Source organism: Streptococcus sp. 2018WUSS126, assembly GCF_044427425.1.
Taxonomy (GTDB): domain Bacteria; phylum Bacillota; class Bacilli; order Lactobacillales; family Streptococcaceae; genus Streptococcus; species Streptococcus hashimotonensis.
In genome coordinates this window covers 46,817-71,836 of record NZ_JAOTGB010000008.1, presented here as the reverse complement: position 1 = coordinate 71,836, position 25,020 = coordinate 46,817, and the positions used below count along the sequence as shown (strand labels likewise).

At 43.0% G+C, this 25,020-nt stretch carries 26 protein-coding genes; 17 read left to right on the top strand and 9 right to left on the bottom strand.

Annotated features, from left to right (window positions below; translation table 11 throughout):
* Positions 1 to 16: 16 nt before the first annotated feature.
* The 5 genes from glyQ to ODU34_RS04395 all read left to right on the top strand — a co-directional run bounded on the left by glyQ (position 17) and on the right by ODU34_RS04395 (position 4,839).
* Positions 17 to 934 carry a glycine--tRNA ligase subunit alpha gene (gene glyQ, locus ODU34_RS04415; protein ID WP_172031372.1) on the top strand — a complete coding sequence of 306 codons (918 nt, stop codon included), beginning with the start codon at positions 17 to 19 and terminating at the stop codon, positions 932 to 934.
* The gene (gene glyS / locus ODU34_RS04410) at positions 934 to 2,970 is read left to right on the top strand and encodes a glycine--tRNA ligase subunit beta (protein WP_172031371.1); all 2,037 of its coding nucleotides are present in this window, start codon (positions 934 to 936) and stop codon (positions 2,968 to 2,970) included. The genes glyQ and glyS overlap by 1 nt, the downstream gene beginning before the upstream one ends.
* A 9-nt stretch (positions 2,971 to 2,979) precedes the next feature.
* A complete protein-coding gene (locus tag ODU34_RS04405) occupies positions 2,980 to 3,237 on the top strand; it encodes a DUF896 family protein (protein WP_024386142.1) in 258 nt (85 codons plus the stop codon).
* Between the two features lie 76 nt (positions 3,238 to 3,313).
* Positions 3,314 to 4,390, top strand: a complete 1,077-nt coding sequence (locus ODU34_RS04400; protein ID WP_105179423.1) for a site-2 protease family protein — start codon at positions 3,314 to 3,316, stop codon at positions 4,388 to 4,390.
* Positions 4,391 to 4,467: 77 nt separating this feature from the next.
* A complete protein-coding gene (locus tag ODU34_RS04395) occupies positions 4,468 to 4,839 on the top strand; it encodes a hypothetical protein (RefSeq protein ID WP_024384532.1) in 372 nt (123 codons plus the stop codon).
* 21 nt (positions 4,840 to 4,860) lie between these two features.
* Here ODU34_RS04395 and ODU34_RS04390 read toward each other — a convergent pair whose 3' ends face one another.
* The 4 genes from ODU34_RS04390 to ODU34_RS04375 form a co-directional block, all read right to left on the bottom strand.
* The gene (locus ODU34_RS04390) at positions 4,861 to 6,198 is read right to left on the bottom strand and encodes an MATE family efflux transporter (RefSeq protein ID WP_105179422.1); all 1,338 of its coding nucleotides are present in this window, start codon (positions 6,196 to 6,198) and stop codon (positions 4,861 to 4,863) included.
* Positions 6,199 to 6,309: 111 nt separating this feature from the next.
* Positions 6,310 to 6,975, bottom strand: a complete 666-nt coding sequence (locus tag ODU34_RS04385) for a TrkA family potassium uptake protein (protein ID WP_002938014.1) — start codon at positions 6,973 to 6,975, stop codon at positions 6,310 to 6,312.
* Between the two features lie 11 nt (positions 6,976 to 6,986).
* Entirely contained in the window at positions 6,987 to 8,336 is a 1,350-nt protein-coding gene (locus ODU34_RS04380; protein ID WP_024406622.1) for a TrkH family potassium uptake protein, read from the bottom strand.
* 270 nt (positions 8,337 to 8,606) lie between these two features.
* Positions 8,607 to 9,146 (bottom strand): Gx transporter family protein, encoded by a 540-nt coding sequence (locus ODU34_RS04375; protein ID WP_012027668.1) that lies wholly within the window; start codon positions 9,144 to 9,146, stop codon positions 8,607 to 8,609.
* 183 nt (positions 9,147 to 9,329) lie between these two features.
* Here ODU34_RS04375 and ODU34_RS04370 point away from each other — a divergent pair, with 183 nt between their 5' ends.
* From ODU34_RS04370 to menA, 5 genes are all read left to right on the top strand, one after another.
* Positions 9,330 to 11,222, top strand: coding sequence for an NAD(P)/FAD-dependent oxidoreductase (locus ODU34_RS04370; protein ID WP_105179438.1), 1,893 nt, complete (start codon positions 9,330 to 9,332; stop codon positions 11,220 to 11,222).
* Between the two features lie 18 nt (positions 11,223 to 11,240).
* A complete protein-coding gene (locus ODU34_RS04365; protein ID WP_105179421.1) occupies positions 11,241 to 12,230 on the top strand; it encodes a polyprenyl synthetase family protein in 990 nt (329 codons plus the stop codon).
* 78 nt (positions 12,231 to 12,308) lie between these two features.
* Positions 12,309 to 12,788: an FMN-binding protein gene (locus ODU34_RS04360; protein WP_024382897.1), complete on the top strand. Its 480-nt coding sequence runs from the start codon at positions 12,309 to 12,311 to the stop codon at positions 12,786 to 12,788.
* Between the two features lie 77 nt (positions 12,789 to 12,865).
* Positions 12,866 to 13,915, top strand: coding sequence for an FAD:protein FMN transferase (locus ODU34_RS04355; protein WP_105179420.1), 1,050 nt, complete (start codon positions 12,866 to 12,868; stop codon positions 13,913 to 13,915).
* Positions 13,908 to 14,864 carry a 1,4-dihydroxy-2-naphthoate polyprenyltransferase gene (gene menA, locus ODU34_RS04350; RefSeq protein ID WP_169051020.1) on the top strand — a complete coding sequence of 319 codons (957 nt, stop codon included), beginning with the start codon at positions 13,908 to 13,910 and terminating at the stop codon, positions 14,862 to 14,864. The genes ODU34_RS04355 and menA overlap by 8 nt, the downstream gene beginning before the upstream one ends.
* 41 nt (positions 14,865 to 14,905) lie before the next feature.
* Here the strand turns inward: menA and ODU34_RS04345 are convergent, their stop codons facing one another.
* From ODU34_RS04345 to ODU34_RS04325, 5 genes are all read right to left on the bottom strand, one after another.
* The gene (locus ODU34_RS04345; protein WP_105095187.1) at positions 14,906 to 15,334 is read right to left on the bottom strand and encodes a NusG domain II-containing protein; all 429 of its coding nucleotides are present in this window, start codon (positions 15,332 to 15,334) and stop codon (positions 14,906 to 14,908) included.
* A gap of 387 nt (positions 15,335 to 15,721) precedes the next feature.
* A complete protein-coding gene (locus ODU34_RS04340) occupies positions 15,722 to 16,069 on the bottom strand; it encodes an MFS transporter (protein ID WP_105179419.1) in 348 nt (115 codons plus the stop codon).
* Between the two features lie 12 nt (positions 16,070 to 16,081).
* On the bottom strand, positions 16,082 to 17,164 hold the full coding sequence (locus ODU34_RS04335; RefSeq protein ID WP_398578380.1) for a DUF3278 domain-containing protein: 1,083 nt from the start codon (positions 17,162 to 17,164) through the stop codon (positions 16,082 to 16,084).
* A 13-nt stretch (positions 17,165 to 17,177) separates the two neighbouring features.
* Positions 17,178 to 17,378 (bottom strand): hypothetical protein, encoded by a 201-nt coding sequence (locus ODU34_RS04330; protein ID WP_105125128.1) that lies wholly within the window; start codon positions 17,376 to 17,378, stop codon positions 17,178 to 17,180.
* 15 nt (positions 17,379 to 17,393) lie between these two features.
* Positions 17,394 to 17,582 (bottom strand): helix-turn-helix transcriptional regulator, encoded by a 189-nt coding sequence (locus ODU34_RS04325; RefSeq protein WP_002942681.1) that lies wholly within the window; start codon positions 17,580 to 17,582, stop codon positions 17,394 to 17,396.
* A gap of 269 nt (positions 17,583 to 17,851) precedes the next feature.
* On the opposite strand from ODU34_RS04325, the gene rsmH reads away from it, so the two are divergent.
* The 7 genes from rsmH to trxB all read left to right on the top strand — a co-directional run bounded on the left by rsmH (position 17,852) and on the right by trxB (position 25,016).
* The gene (rsmH, locus tag ODU34_RS04320; protein WP_398578379.1) at positions 17,852 to 18,802 is read left to right on the top strand and encodes a 16S rRNA (cytosine(1402)-N(4))-methyltransferase RsmH; all 951 of its coding nucleotides are present in this window, start codon (positions 17,852 to 17,854) and stop codon (positions 18,800 to 18,802) included.
* Between the two features lie 11 nt (positions 18,803 to 18,813).
* Positions 18,814 to 19,137, top strand: a complete 324-nt coding sequence (ftsL, locus tag ODU34_RS04315) for a cell division protein FtsL (protein WP_105100705.1) — start codon at positions 18,814 to 18,816, stop codon at positions 19,135 to 19,137.
* The gene (gene pbp2X / locus ODU34_RS04310) at positions 19,137 to 21,386 is read left to right on the top strand and encodes a penicillin-binding protein PBP2X (RefSeq protein WP_398578378.1); all 2,250 of its coding nucleotides are present in this window, start codon (positions 19,137 to 19,139) and stop codon (positions 21,384 to 21,386) included. The genes ftsL and pbp2X overlap by 1 nt, the downstream gene beginning before the upstream one ends.
* 1 nt (position 21,387) lies before the next feature.
* Complete coding sequence (mraY, locus tag ODU34_RS04305) at positions 21,388 to 22,386, top strand: phospho-N-acetylmuramoyl-pentapeptide-transferase (protein ID WP_398578377.1); 999 nt, start codon at positions 21,388 to 21,390, stop codon at positions 22,384 to 22,386.
* A 115-nt stretch (positions 22,387 to 22,501) separates the two neighbouring features.
* Complete coding sequence (locus ODU34_RS04300) at positions 22,502 to 23,845, top strand: DEAD/DEAH box helicase (RefSeq protein ID WP_398578376.1); 1,344 nt, start codon at positions 22,502 to 22,504, stop codon at positions 23,843 to 23,845.
* A 17-nt stretch (positions 23,846 to 23,862) separates the two neighbouring features.
* On the top strand, positions 23,863 to 24,087 hold the full coding sequence (locus tag ODU34_RS04295) for a DUF4059 family protein (RefSeq protein WP_105114041.1): 225 nt from the start codon (positions 23,863 to 23,865) through the stop codon (positions 24,085 to 24,087).
* 11 nt (positions 24,088 to 24,098) lie between these two features.
* Entirely contained in the window at positions 24,099 to 25,016 is a 918-nt protein-coding gene (gene trxB / locus ODU34_RS04290) for a thioredoxin-disulfide reductase (protein ID WP_398578374.1), read from the top strand.
* Positions 25,017 to 25,020: the final 4 nt, after the last annotated feature.

Sequence of the window (25,020 nt, the reverse complement as noted above, 5' to 3'; positions counted from 1 at the left end):
TAGAAAGAGGAAATATATGTCTAAGAAATTAACATTCCAGGAAATTATCCTGACCTTACAACAATTTTGGAATGAGCAGGGGTGCTTGCTCATGCAGGCCTATGATACGGAAAAGGGTGCGGGGACTATGAGCCCTTACACTTTCTTACGTGCTATCGGTCCTGAGCCTTGGAATGCGGCTTATGTGGAGCCTTCTCGTCGTCCTGCGGACGGTCGTTACGGGGAAAATCCAAACCGTCTCTATCAGCACCACCAATTCCAAGTGGTGATGAAGCCTTCGCCTTCTAACATCCAAGAACTTTACTTGGAATCTTTGGAGCGTTTGGGCATCAATCCTTTGGAACATGACATTCGTTTCGTTGAGGACAACTGGGAAAATCCGTCAACAGGATCAGCTGGTCTTGGCTGGGAAGTTTGGTTGGACGGTATGGAAATCACGCAGTTTACCTATTTCCAACAGGTTGGTGGCTTGGCGACTGGCCCTGTCACAGCCGAAGTAACCTATGGATTGGAGCGTCTGGCTTCTTACATTCAAGAGGTTGACTCTGTTTACGATATCGAGTGGGCTGACGGTGTTAAATACGGTGAAATCTTTATCCAGCCAGAGTATGAGCATTCAAAATATTCCTTTGAAGTATCCGACCAAGATATGCTCCTTGAAAACTTCACTAAGTTTGAGAAAGAAGCAGAGCAGGCTTTGGAAGAAGGATTGGTTCATCCAGCATTTGACTATGTACTCAAATGCTCTCATACCTTTAACCTGTTGGATGCCCGTGGTGCCGTGTCTGTAACTGAGCGTGCAGGCTACATTGCCCGTATCCGTAACCTTGCTCGTGTCGTTGCCAAAACCTTTGTGGCAGAGCGGAAGAAACTCGGTTTCCCACTTTTGGATGAAGCAACACGAGCAGAATTGTTGAAGGAGGACGCAGAATAATGACAAAGAATTTACTTGTTGAACTTGGTTTGGAAGAAATTCCTGCCTACATCGTAACCCCAGCCATGCACCAGTTGCGTGACCGCATGGCGACTTTTTTGACAGACAATCGCTTGGCTTTTGACAGCATTGATGTCTTTTCAACACCACGCCGTTTGGCTGTTCGTGTGCGTGGTTTGGCGGACCAGCAGACTGATCTTACAGAAGATTTCAAGGGTCCTGCTAAGAAGATTGCCTTGGATGCAGATGGGAACTTCACGAAAGCTGCAGAAGGCTTTGTCCGTGGTAAAGGCTTGACGACAGCTGACATCGAGTTCCGCGAGATCAAGGGCGAAGAGTATGTCTACGTGACCAAACACGAAGCTGGTCAGCCAGCTAAGGCAGTTTTGGCGGGCATTCCAGAGGTTTTGAAGGCTATGACCTTCCCTGTCAGCATGAACTGGGCCTCCAACAAATTCGCCTACATCCGTCCTGTCCACACCTTGACCGTTCTCTTGGACGATGAAGCATTGGATATGGATTTCTTGGACATTTCATCAGCTCGAATCAGCCGTGGTCATCGTTTCCTTGGAAATGAAACTGAGATTGCAAGTGCAGATTCTTACGAGGCTGATTTGCGTGCACAGTTTGTTATCACTGATCCCGCAGAGCGTCAAAATATGATTGTCGAGCAAATCAAGGCTATCGAGGACAAACACAATGTGACAGTTGAGATTGATGAAGATTTGCTCAATGAAGTTCTCAACTTGGTCGAGTACCCAACCGCCTTCATGGGTTCCTTTGACACCAAATACTTGGAAGTACCAGAGGAGGTTTTGGTTACTTCTATGAAAAATCACCAACGTTACTTCGTGGTGCGTGATAAGGCTGGCAAACTCTTGCCAAACTTCATCTCCGTCCGTAACGGGAATGACCAACACCTTGACAATGTCATCAAAGGGAATGAAAAAGTCTTGGTTGCTCGTTTAGAAGACGGTGAGTTCTTCTGGCGTGAAGACCAAAAACTCAAGATTGCTGACTTGGTGGAACGCCTCAAAGTCGTGACCTTCCATGAAAAAATCGGCTCACTTTACGAGCACATGGAACGCACCAAGGTTATCGCAGAAAAACTGGCTGACTTGGCAGGCTTGTCTGCGGATGAGAAAGCAGATGTGGCACGTGCGGCAGACATCTACAAGTTTGACCTCTTGACAGGTATGGTCGGCGAGTTTGATGAATTGCAAGGGATTATGGGTGAGAAGTATGCCCTTCTTGCAGGGGAAAAACCTGCGGTGGCGGTAGCTATCCGTGAGCACTACCTGCCAAACTCAGCAGAAGGCGAATTGCCTGAAAGCAAGGTCGGTGCGGTCTTGGCACTGGCTGATAAATTTGATACCCTCCTATCCTTCTTCTCAGTTGGCTTGATTCCTTCTGGCTCAAACGATCCTTACGCTCTTCGTCGTGCGACACAGGGTATCGTTCGAATCTTGGAAGCCTTTGGCTGGGAAATTCCATTGGATCAGTTGATTGCGGAGCTCTACAGCTTGAACTTTGCTAGCTTGACCTATGACAACCAGCCAGCTGTGATGGACTTTATCCGTGCCCGTGTAGAGAAGATGATGGATAAGGCGATTCCGAAAGACATCCGTGAGGCTGTGCTTGCTAGCTCAACCTTTGTGGTCAGACTGCAACTGGCAGCCAGCTCTGCTATTTTCCAAAAATCAAAAGAGGCTGACTACAAGGAAGCCGTGGAAAACTTGTCACGGGTCTTCAACTTGGCGGAAAAGGTGGAGGCGACTGCGATTGACGAGGCACTCTTTGAAAATGAGCAGGAAAAAGCCTTGGCTGCAGCTGTGGCGGGCTTGGAGTTGACAGAAGACATGGCGGGCAACTTGGACAAACTCTTTGCTTTGAGTCCAGTCATCGCTGCCTTCTTTGACAACACCATGGTTATGGTGGAAGATGAGGCGGTCAAAGCCAACCGCTTGGCTCTCTTGAAAGCCTTGGCGGATAAGGCAAGTGCTGTGGCGGTCTTCAATCTCTTGAATAGCAAGTAGGAGGCATTCATGGAACAAGCAAAAATTGATCGTATCAATGAATTGGCCCGCAAGAAAAAGGCGGAAGGCTTGACAGAAGCGGAGTTGCAGGAACAAGCAACTCTTCGTGAGGAGTACATCGAGGGCTACCGCCGTAGTGTGCGTGCCCACATCGAAGGTATCAAGGTCGTCGATGAAGACGGCAATGATGTGACACCTGAGAAACTCCGTCAAGTCCAACGTGAAAAAGGCTTGCATGGGCGTAGTTTGGATGATCCAAATTCCTAAGAATAAATGATAATAAACAAGGAAAGACTAGGTTTTCTAGTCTTTTTTTGATATACTATTAAAAAGGAGGTTTGCTATGTATAAAGTGTGGAATTGGTTGATCATAGGCATTTCAGTTCTTTGTGGTTTTGCGAGTGCCATGTACTCAACCTATGGAATGGCTCAACTTCTTCCAGAAAACCTTGCCTTTCATGGGGTGATAGTCCTTGGATTAGGTTACCTCTGGTTTCTAGGTAGTTTTTACCTGACCATTATTCTCCACGAACTAGGTCATGCCTTCTTTGGTTGGCTGACAGGCTTTGACTTGGTGGCGCTTGGCTTGGGCAATCGTTTGTTGGTCAAGACTGACCGAGGCTGGACATGGAAGAAAACGGTGATTGTGCAAGGGGCAGCTGCTCAGTATATTGGAGTCAAAAGAGATGAGGATGATCCTCGGGCGATTCTGATGTTTGCAGGTGGCTTGATTGTCCATCTTAGTCTCATCCTTGTTTCTGTTTTGATTGGATTCTTGACAGGGCATTGGAGTCTGCCTCTATCGCAAATTCTCCTCAATCTATCCTTGTTTGTCCTCAATGCCAATCCTTCGGGTATGGTGGATGGTGCTAAGATAAAAGAATTGTGTACTCATCCAGAGTATAGCCGCTTGGTTTATCAAGCGCTTAGTCACACCTCTCAAATCATGGTTGATCCAACTGCTGCGAATTTAAGTGATTTTGTCATGGACCTGCCAATCTTGCCTGGGCATTTGCCACAGATTCACTATCTAAACTGGACGGAAGTGCTGATTTTCCAAGGGGAGTATCAAGAAGCCCAAGAACGCTTGGAAAAACTGATTGCGGCATCGGACAATGATTATATGGTGAAGCTGGCAAAACTTGTACTGTTGGAAGTCTATCTCTTGCAAGGCCTGGAGGAAGAGGCTAGAGCATTAGGGCAGGACAAGCAGGTCAAGGCTCTGCTCAAGTATCCTATGGGAAATTACCAGGTCATCGCGGCTCTCTACCACCAGCGAATTACGGAAGATAGCAAGGCTTTGAAAAAATCTCTGGCTCAGGCTAAAAAAATGCTGCCTAACAGCCCGCTCTTAGCTGATGAGCAGGATTATTATAGCAAACTCTTAGCAGAGATTGAGTTGGAAAGTAAACTATTATAGTAGATTGTGTTAACTTGTGTTTGCGATAAAATTTATGTTAAAATAGGGACGGAAACAACTAGATAGGGAGGTTGGTTATGAAAAAACTGATGTACACCTTGTTGGTGCTTGCCTATGTTACGGTCGCTTATTTGTCGGTCTATGTCCTTCCTCACTATTATTGTGGTGCAATTATAGGGGCGGCAGGAGCCAGTCTTGGAGCTAGTTTCAAACAGTTCAAGGAAGTGCGAGCTTGTCCTGACCAACCCTTGTTAGCCTATTTTAAGTGGGATAAGAAAAAGACAAGTAGTTTGTTATTGTTCCTTCTTGGAATCATCCTTTTTGTCAGCCTTGTGCTGGAATTTAATTGGCAATATGGCATAGCTTTTGTAGTGGCGATCAGCTACGCTATGCTTTGGAATCTCCTTCATATTCAATTCTTACGAAAATATTATTTTAAAAACGCATGAGAGTTTCATGCGTTTTCTTTTCTAAATGGTTTGTCTAGCTTTTAACTTTTTCATAAAGATGATGGAACTTGGAATCAGGACGATGATACTGCCAATCCAGGCGGCTGGGTTAGCGGCGGCGGTTCCATAAAAATCAAAATACTGCATACCGATGATGGCGACTGCTGCTCGGAAAATCAGTTCCCCAAAGCCTGCTAGTGTTGGGATAAAGCCCTTGCCAAGTCCCTGAATAAAGCTACGAAGAATAAAGAGGGAAGCAACAATCCAGTAACAAGAGCCGTTAATGATGTAGTAAACAAGAGCCAAGTCCAGCACTGTTTGACTGGCATTTGGCAGAAAGAGACCAGAAAAGAAACGATTGCCCAAGATGAGAATGACCGCAAATACAATGGCCCAAGCAATGCTGAGGAGTAATGAGTGGCGTACCCCTTCTCGAATACGGTCATAGAGCTTGGCACCGTAGTTCTGAGCAGTAAAGGTTGCGATAGCCAAGCCCAGATTGACCATGGGCAGCATAGCCAACTGGTCAGTACGAAGGGCAATGGCCTGGGCGGCGATGGCGTCTGTTCCTAGTTGGTTGACCATAAACTGCAAGGTCATGGCTCCGATGGCGATAATACTGGCTTGAAATCCCATTGGAAAAGCAAGCTGGGCATGTTTCTTGAGATTATCTCTATCCAATTTTAAATCAGCTAGTCCAATATGATAGTGAGGTACCTTGTGGACAATGTAAAAAATAAGAAAGAGAACCGAACAGGCTTGGGCAAGGATAGTTGCAAAGCCAGCTCCGAAAACGCCCCAGTTCATAACTAAGATAAAGAAAAAATCCAGACCGATATTGATAAAACAAGCGATAACTAGAGCAAGTAGAGGTGTTTTAGAGTTTCCGAGACTGCGTAGGGCTGAAGACAGGAAATTATAAAAAATAGTAAAGGTCAATCCTCCAAACATGGCCGTTAGAAAGGCATGGGAGTGGTCGATGATACTCACAGGCGTTTGCATTAAGACCAAGATAGGTTTCAAAAAAGCTAAGGCTGAGACTGTTAGTAAAAGGCTGATGAGGGAAGCGTAGAAGAGTCCGTGGACAAAAGATTTTTTAAGCCCCTCTAAGTCGCCAGCTCCAAAGCGTTGGGCAGAAATAATGGTTAATCCATTGGTAACACCTTGGGCAAAACCGATGATTAAAAAAATCAGGCTGGCTGTCGAACCGACACTTGCAAAGGCATCTTTTCCCAAAGTATGCCCCACAATCATGGAATCAGCAAAATTATAGGCCAGTTGAAAAAAAGATCCAATCAACAAGGGAATAGCGAATTGTAAGATGACCGCAATCGGCTTTCCTTTGGTTAAATCATTCATAACGTCTCCTTTTGACAGATGATAAGCCCACTAGATAAATGATAGTCTAGTAGGCTTTCTAGGGATAAAATATTTCTCCTGAAAACGGAGTATAGGGCATAAATTTGTTATTTAATTTGTCAGCTCTTCAAAATGATCGACAGTATTATGGTCTGTTACTGCTAAGATGAGTTCGTCAGATTTGAAGACATAGTCAGGAGTCAGTTGGATGTTTAATTCCTGATTTTCGCCACTTCGGTAACCGATAATATTGAGTTTATAATGTTGGCGGAGTTTTAATTCGCCGAGTGTTTTTCCAATCCATTTTACTGGCGGGTGAAACTCGACAATGGAAACATTGCCTTCGAGCTCAAAGAGGCTGGTTGTATCGCGGTGGAGTAATTGTTTCGCTAGGGAAATACCTGTTTCACGTTCAGGAGAAATAACCTTATCGGCACCGACACGAAGAAGGACTTCTTTCGCAGTTGTTCCTTTGACTTTGACAATGACCATAGGGACACCTAGGACCTTGCTGTGCATAACGGCAAGAACACTGGATTCCAAGTTTTCGCCAGTAGCTACAACAACAGCATCGCAGTTACCGATTCCTGCTGCACGTAGAAGTGAGCGATCGGTGATGTCTCCGACAATACCGCGCGTGAGAATAGGTTCTAGATGATTGATACGTTGCTCATGATTATCGATAGCAATGATATTGCAATCGTAATTGTGTAATGTTTTTGCAATGGTGGTACCAAAAACTCCCAGACCGAGAATTCCGATAGTATAGTTTGGCATGATTTCTCCTTTTAGACAAGCATAGATGATTTTGCGTATTGAAGACTTTCGGTTTTAGATAATTTTCGAACAGAAAGGCTTGCGAGAATAGAAAGTGGACCGATACGGCCGAAGAACATGAGTGCCATAATGACTGCTTGACCGGCCATGGTTAGACTTGGAGTCAGATTGGCCGTAACACCTACAGTGGCTAGTGCTGACATGACCTCGAACATTAAAAATAGAAGTGGTTGTCGGTCATCTGTTAGGGCAAGTGCGAAGAGCCCGATGATGAACATGAGAAGGAAGACTGAGAATGTCGCAAAAGCTTTGCGGATGCTGAGGTTATCGATGGTTCGTCCCATAAAGTTGGTATGAGGGAGACCGAGAATCTCGCTACGAGCATAGAGCACTAAGGTTAGGAAGGCGGTTATTTTAATACCGCCAGCTGTTCCACCTGGGGCTCCGCCAAGCATCATCTGAAAGATATAGAGCAAGAGGGTAATCGGTTCAGCCTTCGTGTAGTCGATACTGGCAAAACCAGCGGTTCGCATGGTGACCGTCTGGAAAAAGCTGGCTAATAATTTATGACCAAATGATAGTTGCCCGATAGTAGAAGGGTTGTTCCATTCGGTGAGTAAGGTTGTTAGAGTTCCGAGGGTTAGTATAATGGCTGTTAGGCCTAGAACAATCTTTGTATGGAACCCTAGTTTTCGTAGGCTACGTTTTTGCCCGATTTGTGTTTGAAGGTCAAACCAAACCGAGAATCCAAGACCTCCCATAATAATGAGACTGGCTAATGTTAGGTTAATCAGAGGATTATCCACATAGCGCATGATGCTAGTTGCACCAAAATTATCAAAACCAGCATTACAAAAGGCTGATATAGCTACGAAAATCGAGGTGAATAAACCTCTCGCCCATCCAAATTCAGGCACAAAATGGAAGGAAAGTAAGAGGGCTCCAAAGGCTTCGACCGCCAAGGTAAAACCAAAAGCTGATTTGAGGAAGCTACGAAAATATTTTGTGTCAGATCGGTTTAGAGCCTCTTGTAAAGTCGCCATATTGATGAAATTCATTTTACGACCACCGCGTAAAGCGAAGAGACCGATGAATCCTATCAAGCTCAAACCACCAATTTGGATTAGCATCATACAGATAATCTGTCCAAAAGTAGAATAGGTTTCAGCAACGGCTTTGGTAAATAGCCCTGTCACACAAACCATGGAGACAGATGTGAAGAGATGATCCCAATAACTTGCTGTAGAGGTGCTAATTTGTGAGATGGGAAGACTTAGTAAAATTGATCCAGTCAGAATCACGAATAAGAAACTGATAATGATTCGCTGACTGGGAGAAAGTTTGATCCTAAATGGTGACATAATTCTACCTTTGCTCAAAAAATAAAAGATGAAGATATTGTAGCACAAAAGAAAGAAAATGTACGACTAAAACACGCAAAGAACCTGATTTTTTCTCTTCTTGAAAGTTTCATTATTTTTTATTACCATGGATTTTATAAGTGGTGTTTATAAGTGGTGGCTCAGGTGGCTCATTTTATTTGTGACAACGGGATTATGGGGAAATTATTATGGGCAATGAAAAAGTGGTGCGGACCATAAAAAGAATCTCCTTAGTTGACCTAGGGAGATTTATTTCCATTCTGCTAAGACTTGTTGATGATAGTGACGTAAAGGTCCGACCTTTTGGAGGAGGTAGGTAGCAGCCAGTCCGACCAATAAGCCTGATAAAATTCCTGTAAAAGCGAGGATTGGCAGGTAGTTTAGTACATAGAAAGAACGGGCAATGGTAGCAAAAACAAGAAGCTGACCAAGATTGTGCAACATCCCGCCCAGAATAGAAATTCCAATAGGACTGACACGGTTTGGACCGAGCTGCTTGGCAGAGAGCATTCCTACATAACTCAAAGTAGTTCCAGCAAAGCCATAGAGGAAGGTTGAAAAGGTGCCTCCCAGAAAGGTTGAGATGAGCAAGCGTAGTGCGACAACCTTTAGGCTATCCTTTGTAGGGAGGGTAAAAATAGCAATTAAGCTAATCAAATTTCCCAGTCCTAGCTTGGCACCTGGAGCAAAAGCAAATGGGGGGGTGATGAGTCGTTCAATCAAAGAAATGACAACTGCCTGAGCTGCCAGCATCGTAATAAAGTTAAGTGTTTGACGTTTAGAATTCATGGGTGTAGAGAAAAAACTCTTTCTAGTCGATTATCTATTTTACTATCATACTTGTTTTTGTTCACTATGGCAAGTTTTGTCTGTCATATATTACTAATTATTGAAATTTGCTTGTCAACTATCTTGGAATACGTTATAATGGAAGCATATAATTTGTTTTGGTTTTCACAAGGAGGAAACATTGTGACGAAAAAAATTGTGATTGTCGGTGCTGGTTATGCGGGGATTGCAGCAGCTCGATTGCTAGGAAAAAGCTTTAAAAAGGATCAAGATGTAACAGTTACCTTGATTGATAAGAACTCTTTCCATACCTATATGACAGAGTTGCATGAAGTTGCGGCAGGGCGTGTAGAAGCCAATGCAATCAAGTATGACCTTCAACGTATCTTCAAAAAATATCCAAAGGTTCAATTGGTAACAGACAAGGTTGTTGAGATTGACTACGATAAGAAACAAGTAGTTGCGGAACACCAAACTCTGGATTTTGATTACCTGCTCCTTGCAATGGGTGGTGAGGCTAATGACTTTGGTGTGAAAGGTGTTAAAGAACACGGTTTTACACTTTGGTCTATCGAAGCAGCAGAACGTTTGCATGACCACATGATTGATGCTTGCTATCGTGCCATGCGTGAGCATGATGAAGCCAAACGTCGCGCTCTTTTAACCTTTACCGTTATCGGTGCTGGCTTCACAGGTATTGAGATGATCGGTGAGTTGATTGACTGGGTACCAATTTTGGCACGTGAGTTCAAGTTGGATCCAAAAGAATTCTCACTTAAGGTTGTTGAGGCAACGCCAAATATCTTGGCTATGGTCACTGAAAAAGAGCAAGTCAAGGCTCGCAAATATCTTGAGAAAAAAGGTGTTGAATTGATTCTTGGCGATGGTGTAGCAAGTGTACAAGAAGATAGCTTGACACTTTCATCAGGTCGTCAAATTCCTACCTATACCTCTATTTGGACAGCTGGTGTTCAAGCCAATACAGACGCAAGTGAATTTGGTATTGAAAAAGCGCGTGCAGGTCGTTTGGTAGCCAATGAGTTCATGGAAGCGAAAGGCAAGGAAAATGTCTATGTAGCTGGCGACTTGGTTTACTTTGAAGAATCAGAAGGAAAACCAACTCCACAGATTGTACAAGCGGCTGAACAGACAGGCCATACTGCGGCAAGTAACATTATTGCAGCAATCAAGGGTGGCGAAAAACATAGCTACAAAGGTAAATATGATGGGTTTATGGTATCTATTGGAGCACGCTACGGTGTAGCCTTCTTGATGGACAAATACCACATGTCAGGCTTTATGGCAATGGCTGTCAAACACATGGTAAACCTACTCTACTTCTTTACCATCCGTAGTTTCTTCTATATGGGTTCTTATGTTCGTCATGAATTCTTTGACATTCAGAATAAGCGAAACATTTTTGGAGGTCATACTTCAGGCAAAGGAAATCTTCTCTGGTCTGTGCCAATGCGTGTCCTTTATGGTTCAGTATGGCTCTACGAAGGTATCAAGAAAGCCTTTGGTCTATTTGGAACAACATCATGGTTTGGGGATCAAGTTGTCTTCCCATTCCCTTGGTTAGCTGATCCAGTATCTGGTGCATCTGCTGCTGAGGCGGTTTCAAGTGCCTCACAAGCGGCAACTGCTGCGGCAGAAGCTGCTGAACCAATTTTTGGTTTGAGCTATGCCTATGGTGAAGCACCGATGGCTGTTTTGGACAAAATGCCTGATTGGTTTGCTACTATCATGGAATTTATGATGCCAAACCAAGAAGTAGCACTCTTTATGCAAAAATTTATGACAGTAGCAGAAATCGGTATTGGTCTGGCTTTGATTGCTGGTGCCTTTGTATGGATTGTATCTGCTGCAACCGTTGCTTTGGTAGTTATGTTCAGCCTGTCAGGCATGTTCTACTGGGTAAATATTTGGTTCATCCCAGCAGCTATTTCTCTTATGAACGGTGCGGGTAGAGCCTTCGGTCTAGACTACTGGATTATGCCATGGTTGGGTCGTTTCCTAGACAAGAAGATTTATGGAAAGCCGAAGCATATTTACCGTATCAAGGATAAAAAATAAAGGAAATATAGAAAGTTAGTGGTACATCAAATTTGGAATACCTATCCTGAGATTGAGAGGGGACTTGAAGAGGTAAAATCCATCATCTTATCTGAGATGATGGTCCTGCATCCAGCAGTTACAGCGAAGATTATTGAATATGTAGAGGCGCCAGGAAAATACCTGCGTGCCGGCCTCTGTCTGCTCTTTGCACAAATGACGGAAGGAAAGATTAGCCGTTCAAAGCTATATTTTGCTGCCCATTTAGAAGTCCTGCATCTGGCGACTCTGATTCATGACGATGTGATTGATGGCGCGGATAAACGGCGGGGAGTCACGGCGGCTCATCAACAATTTTCTAATCGAATCGCTATCTACACGGGTGATTATCTTCTTGCCTATTCAAGTCGACTATTTGGAAAAGGGCTTCGTTTGCTAGAAGTATCACGTGATGATTTGGATTTGGGCAATGATAAGCTGATGGAAACAATTCTTCGAGGGGAATTATCTCAGCTACTCAATCAATTTGATGCCAATATGACTATGAAAGCCTATCTCAAGCAAATTCAAGGAAAAACAGCTTTTCTATTTGGACTTGCCTGTCAGTTGGGGAGCTTTGTACCAGGCCAATCTAGGAAAGACAGTAGCATGGCTTTTCGGTCTGGGCAAGCACTTGGCATGGCCTTTCAGCTACGAGATGACTTAATTGACTATCAGTTGGATGTGGCAGCATCAGGAAAACCTAGATTGCAAGATATTCAAAACGGTATCTATACTGCACCGCTACTATTTGCTATGCGAGAAGACAAGTCTATCCAGCAGCAATTGCAGGCTTATATTCAATCCCCTACGGCAGAAGGGTTGGAAAGTCTTACAGATAGGATTTTTGCAACACATGCTATTGTCAAAACAGAGAAACTGATTGTTAGCTATTTGGAAAAAATGATGAGTTTTGCAGATAGAATACCACAGTTATCGACTGCATCTATGCAAAATTTGGTGGCAATAGTTTTTAGTCATTATTTTTAAAAAATAACTAGACATTTTCTCTAATTAGGTATATCATTATAAATATAAAACTATTTACTTAACAAAAGGAGCATTGTTATGAAAACAACTAAAGTTGTGTTGAAAAGTTTGGTAGTTCTTGGTGCGGTATTTGCACTCGCAGCTTGCGGGTCTAAACAAGAATCTACTTCAACTTCGTCTTCAACTAAAGAAACAGTAGTATTGAAAGATGGTACTTATAAAGCTGAGTCAAGCAAAGACGATTATGGCTACAAAATTGTTCACACATTGACTGTTAAAGATGGAAAAATTAGTGAGTCAAAATTTGACTACGAAGCGGAAGATGGAAGTCTTAAATCAGCAAATGAAGAGTACAACAAAAAAATGAAAGATAAAGCTGGAGTTTCTGCCGGTGAAGCAATTGAACAACTCAATGCAGCTTTGGTTGAGAAACAAGAACTCTCAGCTGTTGAAGTTGTATCAGGTGCAACTCATACTTCTGAAGACTTCAAGAAGAGTGCGGAAGCCCTTCTTGCAGCAGCTGCTGAAGGAAAAACAGAAACTGTAAAACTTGACTAATTAAGTCTATACAGAAAAGACACAGTCGCACTTGTTTGGCTACTGTGTCTTCTTATTTTTGGGGGAAGGTGAAATCAGTGAAAAAAATTACAAGTCTATTATTCGTGGGTCTACTGATGGTTTTGCTTGTTGTCTGTGGTGGTAAACAAAATGAAAGTTTATCTGTTGTGAAAACTCCGTTGACTCGTAGTGAAAGCTTGCTTCACACAGTAGTGCAATTGAGCATTTATCACGAGAATCAGGAAGAAGCGATGGATGAAGCTGTCTCCTATATCAAGGAGATGGAAAGTCTGTTGTCCACAAACTTGGAAGGGGCAGATGTCTACCGTATCAATCAGGCAGCAGGAAAAGAAGCTGTCAAGGTGGATGAACGTACCTTTGAAGTGATTGAAACAGCTATTGACATGAGTAAAGAAAGTCAGGGGCTATTTGACATTTCCATTGGAGCTGTGAGCAATCTGTGGAAAATTGGAGATGAGGATGCATGTAAGCCGAGTGATGAAGAAATCAAAACTGCTCTGCCATTTATCAATTATAAAGACATTACTTTAGATAAGGAGAAGAAGACTGTCTTTATCAAAGAAGGAATGACGCTAGAATTAGGAGCTATTTCCAAAGGTTACATTGCAGATAAGGTTAGAAAATTGTTTGCCAGCAAAGGGATTACGACAGCTATCATCAATCTAGGCGGGAATGTAGTGGTTATGGGGGATTCGCCAACGACGCAAAATGGTTGGAATGTTGGAGTTCAAGACCCAGACCAAGTGCGTGGATCAACGGTCGGTTCTGTGCCAGGGACACATGATTCGGTTGTTACCTCAGGTATTTACGAGCGCTACTTAGAGGTGGACGGAGTTAAATACCACCATATTCTGGATCCAAAAACTGGCTATCCTGTGGAAAACGATATTTCAGGTGTGACAGTCTTTTCCAAAACATCTATCCAAGGGGATGCCTTATCCACAACTCTCTTCTTACTAGGTGTGGAAAAAGGTCTTGACTTTATCAATCAGATTGACGGTGTAGAAGCTGTTTTCATCGATAAGGAGCAGGGCGTTCATCTGAGTGATGGCTTGAAAGAAAGCTTTGAATTAACGAATGAGGAGTATCATCTTGTCAATGAATAAATCAACTAAAGGGCTCAGTTTGCCTGTATTTCTAGAATTTGTTGAAATGAAGACCAAGGTAGCTAGTGTTTTTCCAATGACCCTGGGGATTTTATGGAGCCTGTATCGCTATCAAGCTTTCAATTGGCTCAACACACTTTTGTTCATTATTGCCGTTCTTAGCTTTGACATGTGTACAACTGCCATCAACAATAGCATGGACTACCACAAGGCCAAGGATGAAACCTATCGTCAGGAAAGCAATGTGATTGGAAAATTCTCTCTAGATTTCCGTCAGATGATTGGAATCGTCCTTGCCCTACTTATTTTTTCTCTACTGGTTTCATTACTCCTTGTATGGCGGACCAGTTGGCTCCTCCTACCGATGGGCGCTCTCTGTTTCCTCATTGGTATCTTGTATACCTTTGGTCCTATTCCGCTTTCGAGAATGCCACTGGGTGAAGTTTTCTCTGGAGTGACCATGGGATTTGGCATCTTCTTTCTTGCTGTATTTATTCAGCAACCAGATTTGCTATTGACGAGCCAAGTGAGCGGCCAGTGGATGACCTTGCAATTCTCTTGGACAAAAATAATAGAAATTATTTTCATGTCCCTTCCTTTGGTAACCTTGATTGCCAATATCATGTTGGCTAACAATACCTGTGATTTAGAGGAAGATATTCGCAACCATCGTTATACTCTGGTTTACTATATTGGCAAGAAAAATGCTCTTAAATTGTATTTTGTCTTGGCAAGTTTACCATGGTTGCTGTGGATAATCTACTGTCTGACTGGATTCTTACCAATCTGGGCACTGATCGGTTTAATCGGTGTTTGGCCTGCTTATAAGAGTCTAGAAACATTTTTGAAAAAGCAAGTCAAACGGGAAACCTTTATCGAGGCAGTAAAGAGTTTTGTACTCTTTGCGCTGCTATATGTGGTGATACTTGCTTTAGCCCTTATTTTCTAAAAAGGAAAGACACAGTCGTTCATCAGGCTGTGTCTTCTTTGTTATAGTGGTAAAATGAGTTCTTCTTCGTCAGTGCTTTCCCCGCCAACGGATTTGATTTCAATCAACAGGTTATGTGGCAGGCAGACGGAGAGTTCTCCTGGCTGACTAATCCAGCTGGTCATAACGGCAATTTGGTCTGGGCTATTGTCTTCCTTGACCCGAATGCGTTCGCCATCAACTTCAATGATGTTGTATTGCCCTTCATTGGGATAGTAGGTCTTTTCTTGATGTGGTGTGTCCTTTGATAATTCAAATTGGTTGACCACCTCACCATTGATGCGGACATAGGCAATCGTTTTTGCCTCATTTGTATCTGTTGTCAGATGTGCATAGGTAAAAATTGCTGGAAGAAAGGATAAGATGAGGGTAAATCCGATTAAGATATAATCAAATAGTTTGAGTTGTTTGAGAATGGATTTGAATGTCATATACAATCTATTTTATAGAAAAAATCCTGCTTTGTAAAATGTTGGATACAGATTACTTTTTCAATTGTCTAAAGAAGAGTAGGATGGCTAACATTCCCCAAAATCCAGCATGCAGTGGTTGTATTTTCCCAGCGAAAAATCCAATGGAGAAAGTTAGGGCAAAACCTGCAAAGAGAAACCAGAGCAGCGGTTTATGATAAAGATAGATAGCTTTTTGGACAACATTTGATTCTGGACGGGTAGTTTGCCAGTCACTATTTAAAATTGGAAGTATAGTGAACAGTAAGAAAAGGATTGATGGATTGTCCCCTGTCAGGTAGTTATGTATATATGCTACAAATTGCTGTATAGGAGAGAACAATCAAAGTAAGAATGAGTTTCGGTTTGTCAACCTTCATCTGTTTTCTCCTTTTTGAAATAAATCCGATAAAGAATAGCCAGAGCAAATCCAGCAGGAAGGATGAGGGCAAGTGGTTTGACATGCCCTAGCCAAATGCCTACAGAATAAGTCAAGGTCATGGCAAACAGTGCAAAGACAGATTGAATGAGAAAGTAGCGTTTTTCCTCTGTTGTTTTATAGGATCTAAAGATCTGAATGGTCGGTAGCGTAATCAAGAACGAATCGCTGCTAATTGGCTCATTGACCATGTAAGAGTAGATGAAGAAGGCAGAAAAGAGGCCATAAAACAAGACAAAAATGCGACAGGTTTGTTTAGGTGTAAAAGGTTTATTCATGGTGTTAGCTCCTTATTTTTTCTTAGCAGTATCTGCTTCCAGTTTTTGCAGATAGGCAATGGCAGACAGGGCTAGACTGGCAAAGAGGCCCATCATGCCACCGAAGAAGAGGGATTTTACGTGGAAGATGGAATCCAGTAGGGGAAGCTGGAGGCTAAAGAGGTCTGCCAGCCCAGCAAAGAGGCTAGATAGCAGGGCAACTCCCAGTCCCCAGAGAAGTGGGTTAAGGGGCCGGGCTTGTCTTTCCTCAGGGCTCAGTTCGTCCACGTCATATTGAGGCAGGTCAGCATGGAGAGTACGCATATTAACGATACCAATTAGGATAATACTGAAGAAGGCAATGATCATTGGATAGTAGGCAGCCACCTCCAGAGGGTAGCGGTAGGCTAGGAAGTAGGCGATGGCATTTCCAAGAGCTAGGAAGTAGAAGTAGTAGATAAAGGCTTGTCCGCCGATAGCATCAGCCTCGGCCCGTCGGTATTCGTCTAAAGGACCGCGGATACCATAAAAACGTTTAATCATATTTTTGATCCACTTGGGTTCTTCTTTGGCAATAGCAGAGCTGACAGTTAGTTTTTCTGCCTTTTTCATGCGTTTACGAAGAGTGATTTCGATATAAATTCCCATGAAAACACCGACTAGACAGGCTGCAAGGAATTTTCGGAGGTCAAATAAATGGTCTAGTGGATTGAGTCCTTCCATCCAGGCATCAAATCCCGTGTTCCAGATATACATACCACAGGTGAAATAGAGGGTGAATTTGATACTTGCTCCCTTGAGCTGCTTTTGTTCCTTACTAGTCAGTTCTTCTACATCTAAACTGTCCACTTGGCTGTGGCGCATCTTAGATGCCATATACATACTGGCGGAAAGAGTGGATAGGAGTAGAGCAGTTGGGTAGCCATAGGCAACGACTTCTGGGTAGCGTTTGGATAGGGCAAGTGCCAGCAGGGTAAGAACCATGGTGCCCCAAAAGAGCAGGATAAAGCAGGTATTGCCTAGTCGGAAGGCTTCTTGTTTGCGATATTCATCCAGGGGACCTGCGATACCGTAAAATCGTTTGATCAATTTATCTTGAAAGGTTTCTTTTTTCATACGATACTCCTATTTACTTACGACGAAAAATGAGTGGTAGGTAGGCTAGTCCTAAGAAGTAGATTGCCCCAGTAATTAGCAGTTGTAGCCAGAATTTGGCTTGGCTGATGATATGCAAGATGTCAGCTCCGCTATTGCCCCAAAGCTGAAAGAGGACAAAGAGCGGGATAAAAATTAGAGTAGAGATGAGGGCTTTACGTGTATTCTTTTTCATGGTAATTTTTCCTTTCTATTCATTCCAAAAGAGACTATTAAGATCGGTCTGTAAAGCCTTGGCTAGGTTGATACAGAGGTCTAGCGAGGGATTGTATTTGTTATTTTCAATCATGTTGATGGTCTGCCTGGATACGCCGATAGCTTTGGCTAGATCCAACTGGGAAATTCCTAGCAGTAGGCGATAATCTTTGACACGGTTCATGTGCTCTCCTTTCTGTGTCAATTATATCTGACACAATTGTCTAAAAATGAGAGGATAGGTTGACTATCCTTTTAAAATGTTGTCAATTATATCTAACATACAACTGTAAAAAATGTGGAAACCCTCTCTGTTGATGTCAACTATACTTGACATTTATCTATAATGTTATTATAAACCTATCCAAAAATGTTGTCAACTATATTTGACATGTTTTTTGTAAAAAGTTTGCAACATCTTTTTGATTTATTTTGTGGTACAATAGAAAAGATATGAGCAAGGAATTTAATCACACAACTGTTCTCTTGCATGAGACAGTCGATATGTTAGACATCAAACCAAATGGAATTTATGTAGATGCGACGCTGGGTGGGGCAGGACATAGTGAGTATCTGCTCAGTCAGTTGACAGATGGGGGGCATCTTTATGCGTTTGATCAGGATCAGACTGCTATTGATCATGCCCAAATCCGCTTGGCATCCTACATTGAAAAGGGACAAGTGACCTTTATCAGGGATAATTTCCGCAATCTCAAGACTCGCTTGGCGGAGCTTGGTGTGACAGAAATTGATGGGATTTGTTACGATCTAGGTGTGTCCAGTCCTCAGCTGGATGAGCGGGAGCGAGGTTTTTCCTATAAACAGGATGCACCGCTTGATATGCGAATGAACCGTGATGGTCAGTTGACGGCCTATGATGTGGTCAATTCCTATGACTACCACGACTTGGTACGGATTTTCTTTAAATATGGTGAGGATAAATTTTCCAAACAGATTGCTCGTAAGATTGAACAGATGCGTGCGGTCAAGCCCATTGAAACAACGACTGAGTTGGCAGAGCTGATCAAATCTGCCAAGCCGGCTAAGGAACTTAAGAAGAAGGGCCATCCTGCTAAGCAGATTTTCCAGGCTATTCGGATTGAGGTCAACGATGAGTTGGGAGCGGCAGATGAGTCTATCCAGCAGGCAATTGATCTCTTGGCTTTGGATGGACGTATCTCGGTCATTACCTTCCATTCCTTGGAAGATCGTTTGACCAAACAACTCTTCAAAGAAGCGAGTACGATTGATGTTCCAAAAGGCTTGCCGTTTATTCCAGATGACTTGAAAGCCCCGCTTGAGTTGGTCAATCGTAAGCCTATCTTACCTAGTCAAGAAGAATTAGAAGCAAACAACCGAGCTCATTCTGCCAAATTGCGCGTAGCTAAGAAGGTTCATAAATAGGAGAAAGATTTATGGCACAAGAAAAACGTAGAGAAGCAACCATGCGTGTCATTGGTGATAAAATCAAGACTTTTACTCGTGTTGAAAAAGCCTTTTATTCTAGTATTGTGATTTCAGGTCTTGCATTGGCTGTAGGTATCATATTTATGCAAGCAAGACTTTTACAAGTCCAATCTGATTTAGCTAAAGTAAATCAAGATATCAATCAAAAACAGATTGAAATCAATGATTCTAAACAAGCTATAAACGAGTTGACACGCTCGGCTCGCTTGATGGAAATCGCTGAGAAAGCAGGATTATCATTTAATAATGACAATATTGGAGTAGCGGAATAATGTCCCAAAGAAACAATAAATTTTTAAAATATATCTTGAGAAATCGATATGTTCCATCAAAAAATCGTCGGAGAGTTGGTCAGCATTTACTTCTCTTGACGGTTTTCGTCTTTTTTATCTTTTTAATCAATTTTGCTTTTATTATTGGAACGGATAGTCGTTCGGGTGTGTCTTTGTCAGAGCGAGCTGCTGCAGTACATCAGCAAGAAGTTACTATCCAGGCAAAACGCGGAACGATATATGATCGAACAGGCGTACCAATCGCAGAAGATTCAACCACCTATACCATTTATGCTATTATTGATAAGGAATATGTTTCCGAATTGAAGAAAATTCTTTATGTTCAGGACAGTCAATTTAGTAAGGTTGCAGATGTATTCAAAAAACACCTTGGAATGGAAACAGATTACGTTCTTCAACAGTTACGACAGCCAGAACTGAAGCAGGTTTATTTTGGAACCTTAGGGAAAAATATTTCTTATAATACCATGACCACTATTCAGGAGGAGATGAAGGCGGCGGGGATTGAAGGGATAGCCTTTAATGCCAGCCCAGGTCGGATGTATCCAAATGGAAACTTTGCTTCCATCTTTGTCGGACTAGCCAACTTGATTGAAAACAAGGATGGTAGTCATAGCCTGCAAGGTATGAGTGGTATGGAGTACTACCTCAACGATATTCTAGCTGGTCAGGATGGTAAGGTTGTCTATGAAAAGGACAGTCAGGGACGTGTGCTGCCAGGAACAGAAACAGTTAAAGAAGAAACTATCAATGGTCAGGATGTCTATACGACGATTTCTGCAGACCTGCAGCGGTCCTTAGAAACCAACATGGATACCTTCTTTAATACTGCCAAGGGGCGCTACGCCAATGCTACTCTGATCTCAGCTAGGACTGGGGAGATTTTAGCAACGACACAACGTCCAAGTTATGACTCAGATACCAAGGAAGGCTTGGGACAAGAGGGGGTTCTAGAGCGTTCCCTCCTCTACCAAGAGGCCTTTGAACCAGGTTCTACCATGAAGGTTTTGACTGTCGCATCAGCTATTGACAATGGAACCTTTGACCCAAATGCCTACTATACCAATAACGAGTATGTGATTGCAGACGCAAAAATCAATGACTGGACTTTAAACGCTGGCCAATCAGCTGTTACGTTAAATTTTGCTCAGGGTTTTTCACTCTCAAGTAACGTCGGAATGACTTTGTTACAACAAGAAATGGGGGATGAAAAATGGCTAAATTATCTTGCTAAATTTCGCTATGGTTACCCAACACGATTTGGTATGGGGGATGAGGCACCAGGTCTTGTTCCTGAGGATAATATTGTAACGATTGCCATGTCTACATTTGGTCAGGGTATTTCAGCTAACCAAGTGCAAATGCTTCGAAGTTTCTCTGCGATTGCAAATAATGGTATCATGTTAGAGCCAAAATTTATTTCAGCCCTGTATAATCCGAATACTGATACTGCAAGGCTTTCATCTAAAGAAGAAGTCGGGAATCCAGTTTCTGAACAGGCGGCAGATGAGACATTGAAATATATGATAAATGTTGGTACGGACCCTGTGTTTGGGACTCTTTATTCTTCAGATTTACAAGGGCCAGCTATTCAGGTTGAAGGCTATGATATTGCGATGAAGTCTGGTTCTGCCGAGATTGCCAGTGAAGACGGTCAGGGTTATATCAAGGGCGCTTATACCAACTCGGTTGTCGCCATGATTCCTGCTGAGGATCCAGAGTTCATTATGTATGTGACCATTCGTCAGCCAGAAGTCTTGAGTGTTCTCTCTTGGGATACTATTGTAAGCCCGACTTTGAAAGAAGCAATGTTATTGAAGGATAGCTTGAACATAGATGCTCCAGCTCCGTCCCTAGCTTCTGTTGGAAAAGAAACGGACTACACATTGCCAGATCTAATTGGTAAGGCACCTGGTGAGTCGGCTGAGGAGCTTCGTCGCTATCTGGTTCAACCAGTTATTTTAGGCAAAGGTGCTGAGATTAAGAAGGTTTCTTTGGAAAAAGGTAGCTTAGTAGCCCCTAATCAACAGGTTCTCTTATTGACGAATAAATTGGAAGAAATGCCAGACTTGTATGCGGTGACCAAGGAGAATATGGATCTACTAGCTGAATGGACAGGTATTGAAGTGACCTATGAGGGGTCTGGTTCCAAGGTTGTGAAGCAGAGCGTAGAAGTGGGGACCAAGTTGAATAAAACCAAGAAATTAACAGTTACGTTAGGAGAATAATATGCAGTTTGCACTTATGTCGGGATTGGTTGCATTTTTAGCAACGGTAATCCTGATACCACGATTTATTACCTTTTATCAAGCCAAGCGCATCGAAGGGCAACAGATGCACGAAGATGTCAAGCAACACCAGTTCAAGGCCGGAACTCCTACCATGGGGGGTACAGTCTTCCTAGTTGTTGCTGTCCTTGTTAGTTTTATTTTTGCAGCTAGCCTGAAAATGCTGACAGGTGGTGTCTTGGCTATTCTTTTCATTTTGGCTCTCTATGGCTTGGTCGGATTTTTGGATGATTTCTTGAAAATCTTCCGCAAAATCAATGAAGGACTTAATCCTAAGCAAAAGCTAGCCCTACAAATCCTGGGTGGTCTTGTTTTCTATTTTGTCCATGTCAAAGGTGCTGGTGGTGGTGAGCTCAATGTCTTTGGCCACATTATCAATCTTGGGGTACTCTATTTACCATTTGTTCTATTCTGGTTGGTTGGTTTTTCAAACGCGGTCAACCTGACTGATGGTATTGATGGCTTGGCCTCCATTTCGGTTGTTATTAGTTTGCTTGCCTATTCTGTCATTGCCTACAAGGAACAGAAGTTTGACATTCTTTTGGTCTGTGTAACCATGATTGGTGGTTTGCTTGGTTTCTTTGTCTATAATCGCAAACCAGCCAAGATTTTCATGGGAGATGTGGGAAGTCTGGCACTCGGTGGGATGTTGGCAACCATTTCCATTGCGCTTCGTCAAGAATGGACCCTCCTCCTAATCGGTTTGGTCTATGTTATCGAAACATCATCCGTTATGTTACAAGTTTCATATTTCAAATACACTAAAAAACGTTTTGGAGAAGGTCGTCGTATCTTCCGTATGACCCCCTTCCATCACCATTTGGAGCTCGGAGGTTTGACTGGTAAGTCTGAAAAATGGAGCGAGTGGCAGGTTGACTTCTTCCTTTGGTCAGTTGGTCTTGTCATGAGTTTGCTTACCTTGGTCATTCTTTATCTATAGAATTTCAGAAACAGCAGAAATGCTGTTTTTGTGCTATAATAGAAGGCAGTATAATGAAGAACCTGTATTCGCAGTCGTTGATCTGCTTGTGCACCCAGGTTCCAAAGAGGAAACTATGAAATTTACAGATATGAAACTCAAGCCTTATATTCAAGAGGCTTTGAAAGAAATAAACTTTATCCAGCCGACAGAGGTTCAGGAGAAATTGATTCCTGTTGTCTTGTCTGGTCGTGATTTGATTGGGGAATCAAAAACGGGCTCAGGGAAGACCCATACCTTTTTAATTCCCATTTTCCAGAAACTAAATGAGGAATTGGACCAGGTTCAGGCTGTCATTACAGCCCCATCTCGTGAACTGGCTACTCAGATTTATCAGGCAGCTCGTCAGTTGGCCAGTCATTCGGACATGGAAGTTCGTGTGACCAATTATGTTGGTGGTACAGACAAGAACCGTCAGATTGACAAGCTCCAAGCTGGTCAACCCCACATTGTTGTCGGGACCCCGGGTCGTATCTATGACTTGGTCAAATCAGGGGACTTGGCTATCCATAAGGCTAAAACTTTCGTGGTTGATGAGGCTGATATGACCTTGGACATGGGCTTCTTGGAAACAGTAGATAAGATTGCTGGTAGCCTGCCAAAAGATTTGCAATTTATGGTCTTTTCAGCCACCATTCCGCAGAAACTGCAGCCGTTTTTGAAAAAGTATTTGTCTAATCCTGTCATGGAACAAATCAAGACCCATACGGTCATTTCAGATACCATTGAAAACTGGTTGATTTCAACCAAGGGCCGTGACCGCAATGCGCAAATCTTGGAAGTGACCAAGCTCATGCAGCCTTACTTGGCCATGATTTTTGTCAATACCAAGACACGTGCAGATGAATTGCATAGCTATTTGACGGCAAATGGTCTACGTGTTGCAAAAATTCACGGGGATATTCCGCCACGTGAGCGCAAGCGGATCATGAACCAGGTGAAGAACTTGGACTATCAATACATAGTAGCAACAGACCTGGCAGCGCGTGGGATTGATATTGAAGGTGTCAGCCATGTCATCAATGATGCTATTCCACAGGACCTCTCCTTCTTTGTTCACCGTGTGGGTCGGACAGGCCGAAATGGTTTGTCAGGCATTGCCATTACCCTTTATCAGCCGAGCGATGACGCAGACATCCGCGAGTTAGAAAAACTCAATATCAAATTCTTGCCAAAAGAAATGAAAAATGGAGAGTTTGTCGATACCTACGACCGTGACCGCCGTGCCAACCGTGAAAAATCGCGTGAAAAACTGGACTTGGAAATGATTGGCTTGGTCAAGAAGAAAAAGAAAAAAGTCAAGCCAGGTTACAAGAAGAAAATTCAGTGGGCAGTTGATGAGAAACGCCGCAAGACCAAGCGTGTAGAAGCGCGTGCCAAGGGTCGTGCAGAGCGTAAGGCCAAACGCCAAACCTTTTAAGAGGATTGGGGAAAACCATGTTACAAAATATTCTCAGTTTTTACTTGCAGGGGCTTCTAGTCGCTGCCTTGCTGGTTATCTTATCCAGTCTCATTTACTTTGTCTCAAGAGCGGGTAGAAGAGTGGATCAAACGCCGCAAGAGCGCCAGGATTTCTTGTTTGATTTACTAATGATCAATGTCATGATTATCCCTATTCTTGCCTTTGGGGTCATGGGGATTTTGTTAATGTTTAAAGCATAGAAGGAAAAATTATGTACGATACAGTTGTAATTGGTGCAGGTCCTGCTGGGATGACTGCAGCCCTGTATGCAGGGCGAAGCAATCTAAAAGTGGCGCTTCTGGAGCGTGGCATTTACGGTGGTCAGATGAATAACACCGCTGAAATTGAAAACTATCCAGGCTATGACCATATTTCTGGTCCAGCCTTGGCAGAGAAGATGTTTGAACCCCTTGAAAAATTTGGAGTGGACCATATTTTTGGGACCTTGGTACGCATCGAAGAAGATGGTCCGATTAAGAAAATCATTACTGAAGACGACGTCTTGGAAACCAAGACAGTCATTCTAGCCATGGGAGCCAAACACCGCTTGCTTGGTGTGCCAGGTGAGGATACGTACAATAGCCGCGGTGTTTCCTACTGTGCGGTTTGTGACGGTGCCTTCTTCCGCGGTCAGAGGCTCTTGGTCGTAGGTGGTGGTGATTCTGCAGTCGAAGAAGCCCTCTTCTTGACACAATTTGCAGAATCTGTGACCATTGTTCACCGACGTGACCAACTACGCGCTCAAAAAGTCATCCAAGATCGTGCCTTTGCCAATGAAAAAATCAACTTCATCTGGGACAGTGTGGTAGAAGAAATCAAGGGAGATGACTTACGGGTTCAAAGTGTTCGTATTAAAAACGTGAAAACAGAAGAAGTCAGTGAACTGGACTTCGGTGGTGTCTTTGTTTACGTTGGTTTGGATCCGATGACGGATTCAGTTGTCGATTTGGGCATTACGGATGAGTTTGGCTGGATTATTACAGATGAAAAGATGGCAACTAGCAAACCTGGTATTTACGCTATTGGTGATATTCGCCAAAACCAACTGCGTCAGATTGCGACTGCTGTAGGAAATGGGGCAGTTGCCGGTCAGGAAGTTTATAACTACATCACAGAACTAACTGAATAGGGGA